Source organism: Aeromonas aquatica, from assembly GCF_000764655.1.
Classification (GTDB): Bacteria; Pseudomonadota; Gammaproteobacteria; order Enterobacterales; family Aeromonadaceae; genus Aeromonas; species Aeromonas aquatica.
Genome location: NZ_JRGL01000099.1, coordinates 1 through 19,824 on the forward strand (window position 1 = coordinate 1; position 19,824 = coordinate 19,824).

The 19,824-nt window shown below is 58.7% G+C and carries 13 protein-coding genes; 10 read left to right on the plus strand and 3 right to left on the minus strand.

Annotated elements, in window-relative coordinates; all coding sequences use genetic code 11:
• The 3 genes from LG30_RS22395 to LG30_RS0111745 all read left to right on the plus strand — a co-directional run.
• The coding region (locus LG30_RS22395) for a hypothetical protein (protein WP_033130897.1) at positions 1 to 2,440 on the plus strand (2,440 nt) is incomplete at its 5' end.
• Between the two features lie 82 nt (positions 2,441 to 2,522).
• On the plus strand, positions 2,523 to 3,428 hold the full coding sequence (locus LG30_RS0111740; protein ID WP_052101002.1) for an ROK family protein: 906 nt from the start codon (positions 2,523 to 2,525) through the stop codon (positions 3,426 to 3,428).
• A 107-nt stretch (positions 3,429 to 3,535) separates the two neighbouring features.
• Positions 3,536 to 4,921 (plus strand): SVAGG family GlyGly-CTERM protein, encoded by a 1,386-nt coding sequence (locus LG30_RS0111745; RefSeq protein ID WP_033130898.1) that lies wholly within the window; start codon positions 3,536 to 3,538, stop codon positions 4,919 to 4,921.
• 138 nt (positions 4,922 to 5,059) lie between these two features.
• Here the strand turns inward: LG30_RS0111745 and LG30_RS0111750 are convergent, their stop codons facing one another.
• Positions 5,060 to 6,436 carry an amino acid permease gene (locus tag LG30_RS0111750; RefSeq protein WP_033130899.1) on the minus strand — a complete coding sequence of 459 codons (1,377 nt, stop codon included), beginning with the start codon at positions 6,434 to 6,436 and terminating at the stop codon, positions 5,060 to 5,062.
• A gap of 356 nt (positions 6,437 to 6,792) precedes the next feature.
• Between LG30_RS0111750 and LG30_RS0111755 the strand changes: the two genes are divergently transcribed.
• On the plus strand, positions 6,793 to 7,086 hold the full coding sequence (locus LG30_RS0111755) for a hypothetical protein (protein WP_238566427.1): 294 nt from the start codon (positions 6,793 to 6,795) through the stop codon (positions 7,084 to 7,086).
• A 113-nt stretch (positions 7,087 to 7,199) separates the two neighbouring features.
• On the opposite strand, the gene ppsR is transcribed toward LG30_RS0111755, so the two are convergent.
• Positions 7,200 to 8,012 carry a posphoenolpyruvate synthetase regulatory kinase/phosphorylase PpsR gene (gene ppsR, locus LG30_RS0111760; protein ID WP_033130900.1) on the minus strand — a complete coding sequence of 271 codons (813 nt, stop codon included), beginning with the start codon at positions 8,010 to 8,012 and terminating at the stop codon, positions 7,200 to 7,202.
• 309 nt (positions 8,013 to 8,321) lie between these two features.
• Here ppsR and ppsA point away from each other — a divergent pair, with 309 nt between their 5' ends.
• Together ppsA and LG30_RS0111770 are read left to right on the plus strand one after the other, a co-directional pair.
• Complete coding sequence (gene ppsA, locus LG30_RS0111765; RefSeq protein ID WP_033130901.1) at positions 8,322 to 10,697, plus strand: phosphoenolpyruvate synthase; 2,376 nt, start codon at positions 8,322 to 8,324, stop codon at positions 10,695 to 10,697.
• Positions 10,698 to 11,015: 318 nt separating this feature from the next.
• Positions 11,016 to 11,993 carry a helix-turn-helix transcriptional regulator gene (locus tag LG30_RS0111770; RefSeq protein ID WP_033130902.1) on the plus strand — a complete coding sequence of 326 codons (978 nt, stop codon included), beginning with the start codon at positions 11,016 to 11,018 and terminating at the stop codon, positions 11,991 to 11,993.
• A gap of 78 nt (positions 11,994 to 12,071) precedes the next feature.
• Here LG30_RS0111770 and LG30_RS0111775 read toward each other — a convergent pair whose 3' ends face one another.
• The gene (locus LG30_RS0111775; protein WP_033130903.1) at positions 12,072 to 14,459 is read right to left on the minus strand and encodes a beta-glucosidase family protein; all 2,388 of its coding nucleotides are present in this window, start codon (positions 14,457 to 14,459) and stop codon (positions 12,072 to 12,074) included.
• A gap of 943 nt (positions 14,460 to 15,402) precedes the next feature.
• On the opposite strand from LG30_RS0111775, the gene LG30_RS0111785 reads away from it, so the two are divergent.
• The 4 genes from LG30_RS0111785 (at position 15,403) to LG30_RS0111800 (ending at position 19,820) form a co-directional block, all read left to right on the plus strand.
• Positions 15,403 to 15,810: a winged helix-turn-helix domain-containing protein gene (locus LG30_RS0111785; protein WP_033130905.1), complete on the plus strand. Its 408-nt coding sequence runs from the start codon at positions 15,403 to 15,405 to the stop codon at positions 15,808 to 15,810.
• Positions 15,803 to 16,498: an EAL domain-containing protein gene (locus tag LG30_RS0111790; RefSeq protein ID WP_033130906.1), complete on the plus strand. Its 696-nt coding sequence runs from the start codon at positions 15,803 to 15,805 to the stop codon at positions 16,496 to 16,498. The genes LG30_RS0111785 and LG30_RS0111790 overlap by 8 nt, the downstream gene beginning before the upstream one ends.
• Before the next feature lie 753 nt (positions 16,499 to 17,251).
• Positions 17,252 to 17,956, plus strand: coding sequence for an EAL domain-containing protein (locus LG30_RS0111795; RefSeq protein ID WP_033130907.1), 705 nt, complete (start codon positions 17,252 to 17,254; stop codon positions 17,954 to 17,956).
• Positions 17,957 to 18,260: 304 nt separating this feature from the next.
• Positions 18,261 to 19,820: a sensor domain-containing diguanylate cyclase gene (locus LG30_RS0111800; protein WP_161785829.1), complete on the plus strand. Its 1,560-nt coding sequence runs from the start codon at positions 18,261 to 18,263 to the stop codon at positions 19,818 to 19,820.
• The last annotated feature ends 4 nt before the right edge of the window (positions 19,821 to 19,824 follow it).

Below are 19,824 nucleotides of genomic sequence, written 5' to 3' on the forward strand. Positions count from 1 at the left end.
CGTCTATATCGTGCGGGAAGACAGAACCGCCACCAACCGTGACCGCATGATGTACTTCATGGGCAACCGCTATCTGCCCATCGAAGCGAACATTGCCATGACCGGTGAGGTGGAAGTCAATGCCCCGGTGAACTATGTGCCGCAGGTGCCCACCCAGATCATGTCTGACGGCAACAAGGGGATCTGGATTACCTCCGCCAGCGGTGCCCTGAGCCATATCGCCATGGTGCGTATGAACCCGGATGCCAAGGCAAGCCTGATGAGTGACGTGACCCAGCGCGTGGTCGATCGCCGCGGCTCTGTGTCCGATGCCAGCTATCGTGCCGATGGCAGCACCGGTACCTGGCACCCGGAGATCACCGACAACGATGGCCTCTGGACCTCCATGTACGGTGGTGGCGAGCTGATGCGTTATGCCACCCTCAAGCGGGAAGGGGCTGACCAGGAAGAGATCGAAGCCGCCCGCAAGACAGCGCTGCGTGCACTCAAATTCGATCTGCTGCTGAGCAACATCTCGGGTCGCAAGGGCGAGGTGAAGACCAAGGTTCGTCCTATCGTGGGGGCGGACGGTGGCGACTACAAGTTGCAGACTCTGGTGTTGCGCAAGGATGGCGAATACGCCATCAACAACAAGCCGACCGGGCCGACAGGCAACGGCGGCAAGGTGGGTCTGGTCTATAACATGAAACCGATCGACGACACCCAGTTTGTCGACGATCCCTATGCCATCGGTGCACTGAACGATACCAATGCCGACTATGACACCAAGACCCGCACCATCGAAGGCTTCTTCGCCCGCACCTATGCCTTCCAGGGCGCCGATACCAACGGCTTCACCGAGGGCTACGTGCAAGGCGGTGCCAACAACTATTTCCCGGGCGGACACACAGTGGCGCGTGCGGGTGAGCTCGGCACCAAGGGGGATCTGACCGGCAAGAAAATTGCCAAGTTTGTCTACTGCGATGGCGTGCCAAGAGATTTGGGCGGTAACAAGGACTGCAATCCCGTTGGCGAGAAGATGGCCGGTCTCGAGATCAATGCCGAGCTGCCGATCCCGGATGTGCTGCAGTGTACCGGTGCCTTCGCCGCACAGAGCGATTGCGCGAATGCCATGGAAGACGATCTGGGCAACATCTTTACCGAGGAGCAGGTGCTCTACAAGGCGGACACCAGTAACGACGAGTCTATCGGCCACTTCTTCATCTACCGCATTGCCTACGACATCCTCGACGAGAGCAATCCGGAAGAGAAGGCCACCAAAGACCTGATCCGCACCACCATGCAGAAGTGGGCCGACCAACTGATCGCCAACGAGTACAACTTTGTTGATGCCAGTGGCCAGCCGACCAAGTGGGGCAAGACATCCCGTGATTACTTCAACAACGATTACGCATGGGAAGATGCGGCCCTGAACTCCGTGGTGCTGGTTGCCGGCATGAAGGTGGCCGCCTACGTCACCGGTGAGCAGCGTTACGAGTCCGAATATCAGGCGCTCGCCAGCAAACAGGGCTATGACTACGCCACCCTGGCCAAGGAGTACTGGAGCCGTTGGGCTGCCTTCGCGGGTGCCCAGTATGGTGCCGACACCTCCATCATCGGCTGTCTGGATTCGACCCCTGTCGTAGAGACCGGCGACAACACCAAGAACTCCCCCTCCATAGGCACCTTTGCCAGCGGCAACGACGGTGGTGGCATGTGTGGTGATGGCATCGAAGATCCGAACGATCCGGTGCAGGTTGAAGAGTGGGTGCGTGAGGTGGTCAACACCTCCGATGAGGAGATGGCGGCGCTGGCCTGGTACATCCTGTTCACCACGGAGCAACAGGGTACCGAGCTGCATCAGCAATACGTGGAGGCCTATGACGAGTGGTATCGCTCCATGGGCTACCAGGAGAACCCCTTCTTCGATTACGTCCGCCAGCTGGGCCAACCGCAGACCGAGTTGACCAACGCCTCGGGTAACAACCTGAAGAAGACGGCCGCCTGGCAACTGCACCGTCACCCGATCGACACCAGAAGATGGGGTGCCTATGACTTCGCCCGTCCCGACGTGTGGAAAGCCGGTATCGGTTCGGAAGCCGCGACCCGTGAGGATCGTTACCCCATCATCCGGACCAATGATTCCGCCATCGTCGATAGCCGGACCATGCGTGATCAGGTGCTGGCCGAGGGGTCACACACCACCCTGCCGCTGGATGAGCGCATGCTCACCAAGTTCAACAACAGTACCTTCAACCTGGGCTTCAAGCCGCTTCAGTATCATCAGTGGCTCGATAAGAACACCGCTTGCTTCGATAACGATGCCAGCACGGCCTGCGTCTATACAGGCACCAAGCCGAACCCGGCTTATGGCAGCCCGACCACGTTCGAAGGCTCGACCACCTACACCTTGCCGTACTGGATGGGGCGCTTCCACAGCTTCCTCGCCAAACCGGAATAACAGGGTGAATTGCCAGAGTGCATAAACGGAGGAGGCAGATGACTGCCTCCTCTTTCTCGTTTGACTGTCGAGAGGATCAAAGATGCAGGGATCAGACATTTTCATTGGCATCGATCTGGGGGGAACTCAGCTGCGAGTAGCCGCCATCACGGGGGAGGGCGTCATCCTGGAGCAGCTCAAGATGCTGACCGACAGTGCCCGTGGTTACAGGAGCATAGTGGCGGACATGCAGCGCGCCTGCCGGCACCTGACACAGGCGTATCGGGTCGCCGGAATAGGGGTCATAGCCCCGGGGCCGCTGGATGCGGTCAATGGGGTGATCCATGCGCAGCCCACCTTGCCGGACTGGGATGCGGTCCCGCTTCGGGCGATGCTGGAGGCCGAGCTCGGCCTGCCGGTGCGGTTGGAGAACGACGCCAATGGCGCCGCATTGGGGGAAGCCCTGCTCGGGGCGGGCAGAGGCCATACCAGCGTCTTCTACATCACGGTGAGTACCGGTGTCGGCGGTGGTTTCATCTACAAGCAGCAGCTGATCAGTGGGGCGCACAACTGTGCCGGCGAGATTGCCAACATGATCATCTCCGAAGAGGGCCCCCATGGGGGCGGCCTGAACCGGGGCGCGCTGGAGAGCCTGACCAGCGGCACGGCACTGGGACAACAGGCGATGGCGTGGGGATTGGCGGATGCGGCCGCGCTGCTGACCCAGGCCGAGCCAAGAGCCCGTTTCGTCGCCAACCTGAGCACCGGCGTTGCCAACATCATTCATACCCTCAACCCGGACATCATCGTCATGGGGGGCGGGGTGATGAACTCCCAGGCACTGTTCTGGGATGAGTTGCAACGGCAGACAGATGAGAAGCTTTACCCCTATCTCAGGGGCAAGACCCACTTCGCCCTGGCGGCGCTGGACGGCAATGCCGGCATTGTGGGGGCTGCCCTGTTGGCGCGCCAATGCCTAGAGGAAGGTGCGACACCATCCCTGCCGTGAGTGCGTGAGTGCGGGGAGGCGGTCCATCCTGAGCCACTGAGCGGCCTGGCTGGATGTGACTGAGGGTCTTGATTGTCAGGCCGTGATAAGAGACATGGATGCAGCATATGAAAGGAAACCTGATTGCTCTGAGCCTGATGCTCGCCACCGGCGCCGCGATGGCAACCACCACCATAGATGTGAACTTCATGGTGCCGCAGGCCATGGCCGACCGCCAGGGCCGCGAGGCGTTGTTTGCCGGCTTGCGCGCCAACCTCGGCAAGGTGGACGAGTTTTATCTGTCGAAATACACGGGGATCACCAAGAATGGCAAGCCGGAGGATATCCACTTCAACCTGCGCCAGATCCTCGTGCTCAGCGACAAAACTGCCGATGCTGAGTGCCTGGATGGCTTGGCGCATACCGCAATGGTGCTGTACCAGGATGGGCAAATTGCGGCCAAGGACAAGGTTGCGCCCAGTGAGCCCGGGTACGACACCGCCTGCATCTCCCCCGAAGATGCCGAGCTGATCCGGCTTGCGGGGCACAGCTCTGGTGCGGATTTCTGGGTCACGCTGCACGATGGCTTCCTCCACGGCTATGCCATCGGGCTGGCGAGAGGCCAGATGGATGCGGAGGTGAAGCTCAACAATGTGGCCACCACCGGCAGCTACTATGCCCCCGGCAGCCTGGCACACGAGTTCCTTCACTTCTTCGGTGGCGTCGACCTGTACAACAAAGCGGAAAATGCCCTCTGTCAGTCTGACGGCGCCTGGTCGGGGCGTTTGATGTGTACCAGTCCCCAAGTCCCGAACGCCAACCTGTTTGGCAGCACTCAGTACCTGGATGAGAAACTGTTCTTGCAACGCTTCTACGACAGGGCCGATTCGACCATGGAGGACTGGACCTATAACGGCATCAACCGCAGCCGCTCCGCATTCAAGGCATCGGGGGCGGCGGTGATGAGGGCGCCGGCCAATGGCAGCCGTGTTGCCAGCCTGCAGGTGAGTGGCAGCACCCTCTCTCGGGAGGTGCCCTTCCTCACGCTGAGCGTCACGGTGAAAGGGGCCGGCCAGTATGCGCAACCCGTCGCGGTGGAGCTCTATACCCAGGGCGTCACCGCCAGGGCCGGCGATCACTACTTCGATGATGTCACCCAGACCCTGACATTCGATCCGAACAACCCCGACTATGAGGTCACGGCCGATGGCGGCTGGGTGAAGACCTTGCGGCTCACCAGCAAAAATCTGGACTTCAGTGGAAACAAGACGCTGCTCCTGGGCCTGCGCGCTGGCAACGCCACCGCGGTCAGTGCCGCTCAAACCACCATCACTGTCGCCAGAACCGGTCCGGCACCTGCCCAGGCCGAGCCCGAGCCCGTCCAGAGCAGCGATGATGGCGCGAGTGTGCCTGTGATCAAGAGCAGTGACGAGGGCTTCGGTGCGGGCGCCAGCTCCCCGCTGATGCTGCTGGGGCTGGCTTGTCTCGCCTGGTGGCGCAGACAGTACCGCTAATGGATGCTATGGGGTTGGCACCATAGTCGAGCGGGGGGAGGGGATGCAAACGATGAGCATAACCGTCTGAATCAACGGTATTTCTAGATGAAAAATGCCGGTCATTGACCGGCATTTGTGTAACAAGAGCGGGGAGGCTTAGCCGAGGTTGGTCGCGACAGGGCTACGACGCTTCAGTTTGAACTGATAGCCGATGGCCAGCACCACCAGCCAGACCGGGATCAGCATCACCGAGATCTCCATGCCCGGGGTCAGGTACATGATGACCAGGATGGCGGCCATGAAGGCCAGGCAGAGATAATTGCCGAACGGGTACCAGAATGCCTTGAACTTGGGCTCTACCCCTTCGGTCTGCTTGGCCTTGCGGAACTTGAGGTGGGCGAGGCTGATCATGGCCCAGTTGATGACCAGGGCGGAGACCACCAGCGCCATCAGCAGACCAAAGGCCTTGCCCGGCATCAGGTAGTTGATCAGCACGCACAGCAGGGTCGCGGCGGCAGACACCGAGAGGGCGACCAGTGGCACGCCGCTCTTGTTGGTCTTGAGCAGGCTGCGCGGGCCGTTACCCTGCTTGGCCAGGCCAAACAGCATACGGCTGTTGCAGTAGACACAGCTGTTGTAGACGGAGAGCGCGGCGGTCAGCACCACTATGTTGAGCACCGTGGCCACCAGGTTGCTGTCCAGCGCGTGGAAGATCATCACGAACGGGCTGCCGCCTTCGACGACCTTGACCCAGGGGTAGAGGGACATCAGCACGGCCAGGGCGCCGATATAGAAGATCAGGATGCGGTAGATCACCTGGTTGGTGGCCTTGGGAATGCTCTTCTCGGGATCATCGGCTTCTGCCGCCGTGATACCGACCAGCTCCAGCCCGCCGAAGGAGAACATGATCACCGCCATCGCCATCACCAGTCCGCTGATGCCGTTGGGGAAGAAGCCGCCCTGAGCCCACAGGTTGGTCACGCTGGCTTCCGGACCGGCGCCGCCGGAGAACAGCAGATAGCCGCCAAAGCCAATCATGCCAACGATGGCCACCACCTTGATGATGGCGAACCAGAACTCCATCTCGCCAAACGCCTTGACGTTGGAGAGGTTGATGGCGTTGATCAGCACGAAGAAGAAGGCGGCCGACATCCAGGTCGGGATCTCGGGCCACCAGTACTGGACATAGATGCCAACCGCGGTGAGTTCGGCCATGCTGACCAGCACGTAGAGCACCCAGTAGTTCCAGCCGGAGGCGAAGCCGGCGAAGTCACCCCAGTACTTGTAGGCGAAGTGGCTGAAGGAGCCGGCGACCGGCTCTTCCACCACCATCTCGCCGAGCTGGCGCATGATGAGGAAGGCGATGAAGCCGCCGATGGCATAGCCGAGCAGCACCGAGGGGCCCGCCATCTTGATGGTCTGGGCAATGCCGAGAAACAGGCCGGTACCTATGGCACCGCCCAATGCGATGAGCTGGATATGGCGGTTTTTCAGGCCGCGTTTCAACTCTTCGCCGTTTTGTTGAAGATCCATTCTTCCTTCCTTACGTCGCTGAAGTCACTCGTCTGTCGTCTCGTCTGCCGCCCCACATCCTGTGAGCCGGTCGGCACTCCGTGCTGAAAACGTGACGAAATCCGTATTAATTTCGTTACGGTGTGCCACTTGTTGTTTTTTGTGGCAGCTACCAACCCGAGCAGAATAGTGATAATCGACCGCCAATGCACCTGATTTCCTCATGTTCGGGTGGTTTTTTCGGCTCTAATCAGGTTTTTCATGATCTGGGAAGGGGGTTGTGAAGCGATTGCTGGTTTTGTGTTCGATTGGTTTTGTGGTTATTGACTCTGCGATTTGGTTGTGGGTTTATGGCTATTTCTCCAATAAGGACTCATATGATCGAGCGTATTGTGGGTGCCCTGCTGACCGCCGCCCTCTGGCTGGCGCTCTGGCTCTCCCCCATGTTGTTGACCATGGCGGCGGCCTGCGGGCTGGTCTGGGGATGGCAGGGAGGCGACTATCTGGTGGCGCATGTCACCATGGTGCTGGCGGTGGCCGCCGGGGTGGGCTTGCTGCCCGCCTGCTGGTTGAGCGAGCGGATACGAAGACGCCATGGCCTGCTGAACTTTCATGCCATGCTGATGAACAACAGAGAGCTCAACAACCCGCCCATGCCTCCCCACTCCTGATATGAAACGGAGCCACAGGTTCACTGTTGGCTCCGTTTTTACTGCCCCTCATCCGTATTGCCAGCTTGCCAGCGGCCTATTCCTCGATAGGGCCGCCGCGTCTGCTCGCTCTATCAGCAGAGCTGGCGACGCAGCCCGGTAGCCTCCAGAATTTTTGCGCTGATCTCCTCCACCGAATGAGAGCTGGTATCGAGGAAGCGGATCGCCTCCTGGCGAAACAGCCGCTCCACGCTTGCCAGCTCCTGCTCGCACTGCACCAGCGAGGAGTAGCGACTGTTGGCGCGGCGCTGGTTGCGGATCTCGTGCAGCCGCTGGGGCGCTATGGTGAGGCCGAACAGCTTGTGGCGATTGGCCTTGAGGGGCGTTGGCAGCTCGAGCGTGCCCATGTCCTGCTCGATGAAGGGGTAGTTGGCGGCGCGGATGCCAAACTGCAGCGCCAGATAGAGGCTGGTCGGCGTCTTGCCGCAGCGGGAGACGCCGATCAGGATGATGTCCGCCTCGTCGTACTCTCTGGTGGTGATGCCGTCGTCGTTGGTGAGCGCGAAGTTGACTGCCTCGATGCGATCGTCATACAGCTTGCGGTTCTCCATGCCGTGGGTGCGATGCAGCCTGGGCTCGGCCTTGATCCCGAGCTCCTGCTCCAGCGGGCTCACGAAGGTGTTGAGAAAGTCGTGGCTGCTGGCCTGGGCCTTGAGCACCTCTTCCCGCACCAGGGCGTCGACTATGGTGTGAAACAGGATGGGGCGGATCCCGGTCTGGCGAAACTGTTCATCGATCCTGGCCCGTACCTGACGCGCCTTCTCCAGGGTTTCCACGAAGGGAATGGTGACTTGTTCGAACACCAGCGGGAACTGGCTCAACACGGCATGGCCGAACACCTCGGCGGTGATGGCAGTGCCATCGGATACATAGAATACGGTGTGCACGATGCGCTCCTGTGATGCGGGCTGGCGGGGTTGCGAGCAGGAAGTATCTCTCGAAACCATATCACTTTTGTCAACCGGTCTGCTGTTTCCAAGTTGTGAACTCGCTTGCAAACCTGAGTCGTTACCTTTTTGTATCGGCATTGTAGAATGTCTGTGTCAGACGACCATCCCCAAATCTTGCACGGGGATTTTTTTGACAATAAGTAGAAAACGTTTTCATGGTCGTTGGCAACAGCACACCAACAAAAACACATAATTTGGCACAGCAGGTGCGTAGGCACCCTGGCCCACCAATCTGGAGACATGCAAATGCAACAGTACGTACTCTGGTACGAACAGCTCGGAATGCAGGATGTAGAACGAGTCGGCGGCAAGAATGCATCCCTTGGCGAGATGATCAGCAACCTCTCCGGTGCCGGTGTATCCGTCCCTGGCGGGTTTGCGACCACTGCCTTTGCGTTTAACGAGTTTCTGGAGTTAAGCGGTCTCAACGGCAAGATCCACGACCTGCTCGACAGCTTGGACGTGGACGACATCGCCGCCCTCAACCGGGCCGGTCAGCAGATCCGTGACTGGGTGGTGGACGCGCCGTTCCAGCCCGCGCTGGAGCAGGCCGTGCGTGCGGCCTATGACAAGCTGAGCGCCGGGCTCGAAGCGTCCTTCGCGGTGCGCTCCTCCGCCACCGCCGAGGACATGCCGGATGCCTCCTTCGCCGGTCAGCAGGAGACCTTCCTCAACGTGCGCGGCATCGACTCCGTCATGACCGCCATCAAGCATGTGTTTGCCTCGCTGTTCAACGATCGCGCCATCTCCTACCGGGTGCATCAGGGCTATGACCACAAGGGCGTGGCGCTCTCGGCCGGGGTGCAGCGCATGGTGCGCTCGGACTTGGCCTCCTCCGGCGTCATGTTCACCCTGGATACCGAATCCGGCTTCAACGACGTGGTCTTCATCACTGGTAGCCAGGGCCTCGGCGAGATGGTGGTGCAGGGGGCCGTCAACCCGGACGAGTTCTATGTGCACAAGCCAACCCTCAAGGCCGGCCGCCCCGCCGTGGTGCGCAAGACGCTGGGCTCCAAGCTCATCAAGATGACCTACTCCGAGGACGCCGGTCACGGTCGTCAGGTGAAGATCGTCGACACCCAGGATGCCGAGCGCAACCGCTTCTGCATCAGCGACGACGAGGTGATGGCGCTGGCGAAACAGGCGCTCATCATCGAACAACATTACGGCCGCCCGATGGACATCGAGTGGGCCAAGGATGGTCAGGACGGCCAGCTCTACATAGTCCAGGCCCGTCCCGAGACGGTGCGCAGCCGTCAGGAGGCAAACACCCTGGAGCGCTTCGCGCTCAAGCAGTCCGGCGGCAAGGTGCTGATCGAGGGGCGTGCCATCGGCCACAAGATTGGCTCTGGCCCGGCGCGGGTCATCTCCTCCATCAGCCAGATGGACGAGGTACAGCCCGGCGACGTGCTGGTTACCGACATGACGGATCCGGATTGGGAGCCCATCATGAAGCGGGCCTCGGCCATCGTCACCAACCGCGGCGGCCGCACCTGCCACGCCGCCATCATAGCCCGTGAGCTCGGCATCCCGGCCGTGGTGGGTTGTGGCGACGCCACCGCTCGCATCGAGGCGGGTCAGCTCATCACCGTCTCCTGCGCGGAAGGGGACACCGGCTTCATCTACGACGGCGAACTCGACTTCGAGGTGGCGGTGACCGAGGTGGGCAACATGCCGCGCCTGCCCATCAAGATCATGATGAACGTCGGCAACCCGGATCGGGCCTTCGACTTCGCCCAGCTGCCAAACGCCGGCGTGGGCCTGGCGCGCCTGGAGTTCATCATCAACCGCATGATAGGCGTGCATCCCAAGGCCCTGCTGGAGTTCGATCAGCAGAGCCCCGAGCTGCAGGCCACCATCACCAAGATGATCGCCGGTTACGACAGCCCCCGTGAATACTACGTCGCCAAGCTGACCGAAGGCATCGCCACCCTGGCTGCAGCCTTCTGGCCGGAGCGGGTGATAGTGCGGATGTCGGACTTCAAGTCCAACGAATACGCCAACCTGGTGGGCGGTCGTGGCTACGAGCCCCACGAAGAGAACCCCATGATCGGCTTCCGCGGCGCCTCCCGCTACATCGCCGACAGCTTCCGTCCCTGCTTCGCGCTGGAGTGCGAGGCGATGAAGCGGGTGCGCGACGTCATGGGTCTGACCAACGTCGAGGTGATGATCCCCTTCGTGCGCACCGTGGGCGAGGCGGAGCAGGTGGTGGAGATCCTGGCCGAGAACGGCCTGCGCCGCGGCGAGCGGGGCCTGAAGGTCATCATGATGTGCGAACTGCCCTCCAACGCCCTGCTGGCGGATCAGTTCCTGCAACACTTCGATGGCTTCTCCATCGGCTCCAACGACATGACCCAGTTGACCCTGGGTCTGGATCGGGATTCGGGCCTCATCGCCCACCTGTTCGATGAGCGCAACGAGGCGGTCAAGGCGCTGTTGTCCATGGCCATCCAGGCCGCGCGCAAGGCGGGCAAGTATGTGGGGATCTGCGGTCAGGGCCCGTCCGATCACCCGGACTTCGCCGCCTGGCTGGTCGAGCAGGGTATAGATTCCGTGTCCCTCAACCCGGATACCGTGGTCGATACCTGGCTCTATCTGGCCGAGCAACACCAGGCCAACTGATCCGACAAGACAGTCGCGGACGATAATAAAAACGGCGCCAACAGGGCGCCGTTTTTATATCTGACAGCAGGTGTGTCATCTATTGTGTCCGATGCCTCTGTGCTGCTCGTTCAAAATAAGCGTGTCAGCGCGTGCTTTTACACTCCGTTACATCGGCGCGTCTTCCCGGCGCTTCATAATGAGCCCGTCATCGGATGGGGTCGGATATATTCCCCTATGCGAAATAGCGCCTCTTTGGGGCTAGCCATCAATGTACAACATCAATATTGCCAGGGTAGGCGGATGTCACAGAGCGTATCAAATCAGGTGATCAGAAGAATGTTGGCGGCCTGCCAACAGCAAGGGGGAGACTCGGAGGCCATATTGATGGCGGCCGGCCTGACCGCATTCGATATCAACCGGACGCAGGGCCGGATCCTGGCCCAGAGCCATTACCGCGCACTGAGTCTGATGCAGGGTTATTTGAGCGGATTTCATCAGGAGATCCTCTCCTATGACATAGACCGGCTCTATGCACAGTACCCGCCGCTCATCAGTCTCTGCCTGAACCGGCCATCTCCTCGGGCGGCCATCGAGGCCCTGCTGGCCTATCGCACCGTCATCGGTAACTGCGACGATTACCAGGTGAGGTTGGGGGCGCTGCATACCCAATATGAGTACATCAATCAAGGACCTGCCATCTTGGGGGCGAGCCAGGCCATCCCCAACTTTGTCATCCTCTACCGGATCCTGCGGGCCTATGAACCCGCTATTGCGGTGTCGCTGGGCTTTATCGGCAAGCCACCTGCACACCACGGTCAGCTGGATCACTTCTTCGGCAGCCGCTGCCGCTGGGAGCAGGAGGCGAATACCCTGACCCTCGCCAACACCCTGCTGGATAGGCGCAGTGATTGCTACAACGAGCCCCTTGGCCGCTTGCAAATCGGCCAGCTTGAGCACATTTGTGCCGAGATAGCCGAGCGGGTGCCCTTTACCCATCAGGTGGGGGAGCGGATCCGTCACAAAATTTGCGAGGGAGGGATGGAGTGCGATGAGAATGTGCTCGAGGATGTTTGCTCGACCATGAATATCAGCCGCTGGACTCTGAACCGGAAATTACAGGGGGAGGGGGGCAGTTTCTCCACCATTTTAAAACAGGTCAGAATGACGGAGGCCTGCAGATTATTGGAGCAAGGGGAGCAGACGCTGCAAAATATCAGCGATCTGGTGGGTTTCTCCTCCCAGAGTGCCTTCAATCGTTTCTTCAAGGCCAATGCCAATATGACCCCGCTGGTCTATCGCAACTCCCGCCAATAAAAAAGGACCGGGGCAATCCCGGTCCCTGATGATGGGGCCACAACATGGAAGTGGGCACTGGCGCCCACTCCCGCCGCGTTATTTGGTCACCGTGGTCACGGTGGCGGCATCCACCCCGCTTGGCAAGGCCAGCGCGCCGGCCGTGGTGTGGCTCACCACTATCTCCTTGCTCACCGTGAAGGTCACCGGCACCGTGGCCGACACGTCTGATGAGGGACTGATGTAGGCGCTGTAGTTGCCCGGCTCCACTATCCACTGGTTGCCGGCCTCATCGAAGCTGGCAAGGATGCTGGCCGGAATGGTGAAGCTCAGCTGCTCGCTGGCGCCAGGGGCGAGCTGCTTGGTCTTGGCGAACGCCTTGAGCTCGATGGCCGGCTTCTTCAGCTTGACCTCGGGGGCGCTGACATAGACCTGGGCCGCCTCCTTGCCCGCCACGCCACCGGTGTTGGTGATGGTCGCCGTCAACACCAGGTTGCCGGCCGCGCCGCTGGCCAGGGTGTTCTGGGCAACCGCCGGGCTGCCGTAGCCGAAGCTGGTGTAGGAGAGGCCAAAGCCGAAGGGGTAGGAGACCGCCTGCTCGAAGGTGCTGTAGTAGCGGTAGCCCACGTAGATCCCCTCGTTGTAGTAGAGATCGTCCGGCTCGCCGTCACCGTCGGTGTCCTCACCCGGGAAGCTGCCCGAGGAAGGCACGCTGGCGTAGCTCGCGGGGAAGCTCTGGGCCAGCTTGCCGCTCGGGTTGACCGTGCCGGAGAGCACGTCCGCCACCGCATGGCCTGTCTCCTGGCCTGCCATGTAGGCCAGCAGGATGGCATCCACCTTGTGGCTCCACTGGGCGGTATCTATCACCCCGTTGACGTTGAGCACCACCACCACCTTCTTGCCCTGGGCGTGGAAGGCGCTGCTCACCGCGTCGATGAGCGCGCTCTCGTCATCACCGAGCAGGTAGTCGCCCTTGCCACTGCTGCGGTCGGCACCCTCGCCGGCCTGGCGGCCCAGGCTGATTACCGCGACCTCCTGTTCGCTGGCGGCGGCGGTGATGAGGCTGGCCAGCGCGGGGCTGACGGCCGCCTCGGCGCAGGTGTAGTAGCCCTTGGCGCCAAATTGCCCCTCGTGATAGACCTTGTTGTTCTCATAAAAATCGCGGTAGTAAGCCTGCAGAGCTTCGCTCACCGGGAAACGGCTGGCCAGCCCCTGGGCTATGGTGGTGAGGCTGGCGGCGTTGACATCCCCGCTGCCGGTGCCGCCCTTGTAGGTGTTGGTCTGGTTGATGCCAAAGCTGGCCACCTTGCTGGTCGCGGCAAGGGGAAGGGCGCTGACTTCGTTGCGCAGCAACACCATGCTCTCGGCCCCGGCCTGGCGGGCCAGCGTGGCGTGAGCGGCCAGATCCGGGCTGTTGCCGACGGGCAGCTGTTGATAGGAAGGGCTCTTCATCACCTGGGTCAGGATATTGATGGCCGCCTCGGTCACCTTGGCCTCGCTGAGATCCCCCTTGTCGATGGATTGCTGCAGCTGCTCCTTGACGTTGCCAGGCTCGATCAGATCTTGCCCCGCCAGCACCTGCTTGTAGGCGTTGTTGGCCACGTCGCCGGCGAACCAGTCGGACATCACCAGGCCGTCAAACTGCCACTCGTCGCGCAGCACCTCGGTCACCGCATCCCTGCGCTCGTTCACATAGGTGCCGTTGACCTTGTTGTAGGAGGTCATGATCGCCCAGGGCTGGGCCTCGTCCACGGCGATCTGGAAGCCGCGCAGGTAGATCTCGCGGAAGGTTCTCGGCTCGCCGATGTCGTTGATCTGGTTGCGGTTGGTCTCGGAGTTGTTGCCAAAGAAGTGCTTGATGGTGGTGCCGACCCCGTTGCTCTCCACCCCGTTGACGATGGCGGCGCCCATCTTGCCGGTGAGCAACGGATCTTCCGAGTAGTATTCGAAATTGCGGCCATTGAGCGGGTTGCGCTGAATGTTCATGCCCGGCGCCAGCAGGATGTCGACGCCGTATTGGCGCATCTCATCCCCCATGGCTTCCCCCACGGACTCGACCAGCTCGACGTCCCAGCTGGAGGCCAGCAGCGAGCCGATGGGCCAGGCGGTGGCATGGTAGGTGGCGCTGTCGTCGTCGCGGTTGGCGCTGATCCTAAGGCCCGCCGGGCCGTCGGCCAGCTTGAGGGCCGGGATATCGATGCCGTCGGCGCTGCGGCTCACCCCATTGATGTAACCCGCCACCCCGGCAACGTCCTGCTTGACGTTGATGGCACCGTCGGCGCTGCCATAGCCGGGGCCGGAGAGCAGATCCAGCTTCTCGGCCAGGGTCAGCCTGGCCACCATGGTTTCGGCCTGAGCACGGTAATAGGCGTCATCCTTGACGATGGGGGCGTCGGAGTCGTTCTGGTTGCAGCCGACCAGGATCCCGGCCAGGGCCAGGCTGACGGAAAGTGAAACCGCTTTCATTTTTGTGGTGGTGATAGGCATGAAGACTTCCTCTAACTGTCTGAATAAAAAGTGGAAAATACGATATCTATGCCACATGGTGACGTGGCCGCTCTGGTGGCGGTTTGCCATGGGCAGAGAGAGCGGGCTCATCCTTGCGTGTGATGACGCGGGCCAGGAGCAGGTTAACAAGTTGGCGCAGGCCACCATTGCCCCGGGGGAGCGAGAAATGTGCCGTTGGGAGCAAGAAGATCAAGTTGTGACCCCGATCCCATTGGCCGGCATAGGTTGGGGAAATGGCGAGGCTGATGGCATGGTGCCCGGTGAGAGCGCGACATTATGGTAATGGCACCGTGATGGGTGGCCATGTAAAGCAGGCTCTTCATCCTATTATCTGATCGGATTGAGGGCAAAGAGAGCGGCAGAAATAGTCATCCAGGTTATTATTCAGGCGATATCTGGCGGACGCCAACCAACATATTATCCAGAGATGGTATGTCCAGCCCATCCTTAATAAGGTCGAACTGGCCTGATATATTGGCAATGTGGATCCCACACTGACATATACCGTGATAATAGAGCCACGTCCAACAGAGTGAGACCCGTCATATTGGCATTGTTCTCATCAAGCTTGTCATCTCGTCTCATATCACCCAGGCGGGAACTCACCAGACACAGATACTGAGTGTTAGCTCCATCATCTTTTTTAACAAAGATAAAATTTGTAGTTGCATAAATCGTCATAAATTCATTTTAAAGAGATTAAAGCCTGCTCGTATGAATCCTATTAATCAGTCATTTTGATGTATGTTACTGTTATATATGTAATTTACTATTTTTTTAATAAATTATTTTATTATCATCAATTCACGCACCACTTCTGTGAGAATACCGTTGTTCAGCCTGAATACGACGATTGGGTGAGTCATTGCGGAGCACAGAGAGGATGCAAGATCGTCGGTTACGGTGAACACGGAGGCTGGTTATGCATGAATTTGAAATGATAAAAGAGCGCAAAGAACGCGCGGCGGCAACTTATCTGGTAAACAAGGACAAAAGCATCGTCGTTGATTTAATGAATGGGACTTTTACCTTTCTGTATTTTGCCGGTACGCAGCAGAGTCAAATAATAAGAATGGGTTCGAGAGAAGCCAGCGTTCTCCGATATCTGGTCAGCAACAGTGGATATCTGGTATCCAAGGATGAAATATTGAACAGTGTCTGGCATGGCAGGATAGTGTGTGAAAATACGGTGTCGGTGGCATTGTCCAATATCAGAAAGCTCTTGCGCAGGGTGGATCAGGATTGCCGCTGTCTGGTGACGGTCGCCAGAGCCGGCTACATATTTTACCCCTACCGCTCTGGATTCACTGTCGAGGATAGCCATGACTGACCATATGGAGAGGGCACAGTTAGGAGCCATCAGGCACGCCCTGGAGCCCATCGTCGAGCTCGACGCCGGCCATATTCTGTCATTTGAAGTCTGCTCATTCTCCGAGAGCAGGGCTCTGCTCGATCAGTCGTACTTTGGCGATGTCGAGCAGTACCCCATGGTCTCGCTGCTGACGAGACAGCTGGCGTTTTTTCAGAAGCTGAACAAGCACGATCCCCAGCTCTACCGTGCGGCCTTTGTCAACGTGCCCCCCAGCCTGTTTGAGCACTGGTTGTCATGGCAAGACTTCGTCCCCTTCATCCTCCAATTCCGGCTGAGCATCGGCTGCGACACGGCCAGCCTGGTCGATGGCATGTCAGCGCCGGCTCTGGAGCGTCTCCTGCAGCTCAAGGAGCTGGGAGTGACGCTCTGGCTGAATAATGCCGATGACGCCTTGTACAAGGTGCCTGCCGATATCTTGCACGCCTTCAGCGGCATCAAGATAAACAAGCGCTTCTTCTGGCAATGCTTCAACAGGAATGACGCGGCCTTTATGGAGCATGCTTTCACGGTCTGGGGCAACAAGAGCGTCATCGTCGAGGGCGTCGAGAACAGGCACCACCTCTCCTTTGTCAGGGCCCGGGGACTGGTGCAAGGGCAGGGATTTCATTGGCGAGCGAAACTGTCGCGGCATGCCCACTGGCACTGAAGCCATGCAGGGACCCGCCCATCGAAGATAACTCAGCGTCCTTATATCGACCTCGTTCGGGCCAGAGTATGCGAAGCCCGTCCGATGGCCCGGGTTTCATCACCTATCGGCACAAGGCTGGCTGAGCTCGGGCTGATACAACCCAACAATGATGAATTGGCGCCGCAATGGCGCCGTTTTCCATGGAAATAACATTCGTCACCGCTGTCGATAACACCTGAATATCAAATCAAGCAATAAGAGGGTTATGGGAACCTATCAGATACCAGGCTTCTTATGGGCTATCTCCTCGTCATGAAATAAAGACTGACTTTGAAAGCGTTTTCTCGCGGTGATCCTTGGTTTCAATTAATGTAATGAACTCAGAGTTTAATGCCAAAAAAGATTGAAAGTTCATTTTTTTCATCTTGCTCATTCTTTCCCCTTCTCTCAGTCGCGTGCTCATATGTCATTGTTATATAACAACCTTATTGTTAATTGGTGGCGGAGTGATGTCATGGCCATTCACCGATCGCCTTATTTGTGAGCATAAAATGATTCAGTCTGGATACAGCAATAGAATTGATAATAGCCCCGTATAAGGGGAGATACCGGTGAGCCAGACAGGGTCATGGCATGGGTTGGAAAAGCGGTGGCCATGTTTGGTGTGGATATCAGAGATGATGTGGTGACTCATTCGAGTTGCTTTTTGTCGTCATTGTCTGGTGACTGTCACCCTATTCTATCCACGCCACTCAGGAGGGATAATAGCGGATGACGATCACCATAAGCCATGGCGCCAAAGGTTCTCATTATGTCAGGCACACAATTGAACCCATTGCCAATTTCCGTGCCGGGGATATTATGGCAGTTGCAGTTATTTCATTTTCAGAACATAAGGCAGTTTTCTCCAAAGCCGATTTCAACAGCATGACCACCCCCTACGCCGCATGGCTATTCATACAGCAACTGGCGTTTTTCCAAGATCTGCATAAAAACGACAGTAGCCTCTATCACACGGCGTTTCTCAGTGTCGATATGGAGTTGATGGAATGTTTTATATCCTGGGAAGACTTCATTTCGTTTATATCGGATTTCGGGCTGAGCATGGCCTTTGAGATGACGGATATAGCCGGCGGCATCTCTGATACGGCGTTGAGTAATATGGCGAGGCTCAGACAGTCAGGGGTCAAGTTATGGATAAACAATGCCGACGAATCATTGTTGTCCATGGACCATGTATCATCAGCATTGTTCGATGGCATCAGAGTCAATAAACAGTTCTTCTGGCGCAGCTTCACCCGGTGTGATGGCAGCGCTATGACCAGGCTCACGGCTGCGTGGGGACATGACAATGTGATCATCGAAGGGATCGAAAACAAGCATCATCTCTCCTTCGTCAAGTTGCATGGTTATGTTCAGGGGCAGGGTTTTTATTGGCGGGCCAAATTATCACGCAATCTCATCTCGAGTCAGTGATATCTGAATAACCTCCTTGGTCCAAAGGAATGAGGTGAGTACCTATTAGGTGTGTTCGGTCGTGGTTAATATGGATATGTAGAAAATAAAACGCCAACGCCCCTTATCTTATAAACAGGAAGCAACGGCGATGAATCACCATACATTGATGGCTGATATCAATATCGGTGTGATGTCGTTGTGCATCAATGAATTTCCCTGACCTGAGTGAGCCATGTCGCCAATATGGACAAGGCGGACAGATGCCTGCTTTTTAGCGAGCGGGTCGGGGACCATACCATGGGATGTATCGAGGGTTTCCTGCATGTCTCACACTGTCCGTCCAACGACCAAATATGCTTTTAGTACCAAATACTTCTGGTTACTGGCCATGCCCATGCTGCTGGGGATCGGGGGTGTGTTTGCACTCTCCATCTTTAACCATCGCGCCGGGGTGGAGCAGAAGTTGATCATTCTCAACCACGCCATTGCGATCGCCGAAGAGGAGAGCCTCGAGCAGGTAGAGCAGGTGCTGGCCACCGAGGTCAATGCCGACCAGCTGCGCCCCCTGACCTTCTCCGAAGAGACCAAAGCCTTCAGTCGCAACCTATGGAATGGCAAGGTGACACTCGGCAATCAGCTGAACCTGATCTTCTACGCCGATTCGAGCGGACAGAGCTTTTCCAACAACGAGGAGCAGGATCTGGCCTGGGACGCCACCAAGCTTGACGCGACCAGCCGTGCCTGGTTCAAGGGGGCGCTCAGAACGTCCGACTTCAGCTGGACCGGGGCCTATCAGGATGCGCTGACCGGGGCCTATACCCTGACCGTCTCCCATCGGCTAAGACCCTTTGGGGGGGTGAAGGATCGCGTCATCAGCCTCGATATCAACCTGCCCGCCTGGTCGCAGCGGCTCAGCACCATGCTCTACCGGGACAACGGCTTGAATCACCTGCTGTTTGACCGAAGCACGGGTCAGATCCTGGTCCATTCACAGGCCGAGTTCAATGGTCAGGTCATCGCCTATCCCTGGATAGCGCGGCTGGAGGGAGCATCCGGCACCTTCTTCTCGGATGAGGTCGGTCAGTATGTGGCTTATCAGGCTCTGCCGGGGCGCTCGAACATACTGGCCATCACGACGCAGCCGAGGCGAGACGCGGTGGCCGTGGTGGGGGGTGGTGCCGTCATGGTGCTGCTGCTGTTATCGAGCGCTCTGTTCACCGTGATGGCTATCCTCTTTCGCTTGCGCCTGTCGGCGCTGATCGGGGGGCTTATCCAGATGGTGCGCCTGCTGCGTTTGAGTTCGACGCAGGAGAGAGCAACGATGATTTTGCCCGATTTTCCGGAGATAGCGGAGCTGCACGAGGAGCTGAATCTGGTCTCTGATCGCTTGCAGGCGTCACACGATGCGGCCAACCGGGATGCGCTGACCGGCCTTTACAATCGACGCTTCCTGGATGAACGGCTCAGGCAACTGCACAGCGAGGGGAGGTCGTTCGTGCTGGCGTTGGTCGATCTCGACAATTTCAAGAGCATCAATGACGGCTATGGCCATGGCGTCGGTGATGTGGTGTTGCGCCGTTGTGCTTCGCTGGGGCAGGAGCGGCTTGCCAATGCGGCGTCCCTGTGCCGCTATGGTGGCGAGGAGCTGGTCGCCCTGTTCGAACATTGCACCCTGGCCGAGGCCGAGTGGCTGATGACACAGTGGCGCCAAGGGGTGGGTGAGATGAAATGGCGGGATGATGCGATGAAGGTAACCTTCAGCGGCGGCATCGGTGCGGCCGAGGGGCGCACTCCGGAAGAGCTGATGGAGCAGATCGATCAGGCTTTGTACCGCGCCAAGCAAGATGGCAAGGATCGCATTTATCGCGCCACAGGTCTTTGATGGG

Coding starts and splice junctions, on each gene's coding strand:
- LG30_RS0111750 (WP_033130899.1), bottom strand. CDS start 6,436: ATGGATCTTCAACAAAACGGCGAAGAGTTGAAACGCGGCCTGAAAAAC.
- LG30_RS0111740 (WP_052101002.1), top strand. CDS start 2,523: ATGCAGGGATCAGACATTTTCATTGGCATCGATCTGGGGGGAACTCAG.
- LG30_RS0111790 (WP_033130906.1), top strand. CDS start 15,803: ATGACTGACCATATGGAGAGGGCACAGTTAGGAGCCATCAGGCACGCC.
- ppsA (WP_033130901.1), top strand. CDS start 8,322: ATGCAACAGTACGTACTCTGGTACGAACAGCTCGGAATGCAGGATGTA.
- LG30_RS0111775 (WP_033130903.1), bottom strand. CDS start 14,459: ATGCCTATCACCACCACAAAAATGAAAGCGGTTTCACTTTCCGTCAGC.
- LG30_RS0111770 (WP_033130902.1), top strand. CDS start 11,016: ATGTTGGCGGCCTGCCAACAGCAAGGGGGAGACTCGGAGGCCATATTG.
- LG30_RS0111800 (WP_161785829.1), top strand. CDS start 18,261: ATGTCTCACACTGTCCGTCCAACGACCAAATATGCTTTTAGTACCAAA.
- LG30_RS0111745 (WP_033130898.1), top strand. CDS start 3,536: ATGAAAGGAAACCTGATTGCTCTGAGCCTGATGCTCGCCACCGGCGCC.
- LG30_RS0111795 (WP_033130907.1), top strand. CDS start 17,252: ATGACGATCACCATAAGCCATGGCGCCAAAGGTTCTCATTATGTCAGG.
- LG30_RS0111755 (WP_238566427.1), top strand. CDS start 6,793: ATGATCGAGCGTATTGTGGGTGCCCTGCTGACCGCCGCCCTCTGGCTG.
- LG30_RS0111785 (WP_033130905.1), top strand. CDS start 15,403: ATGCATGAATTTGAAATGATAAAAGAGCGCAAAGAACGCGCGGCGGCA.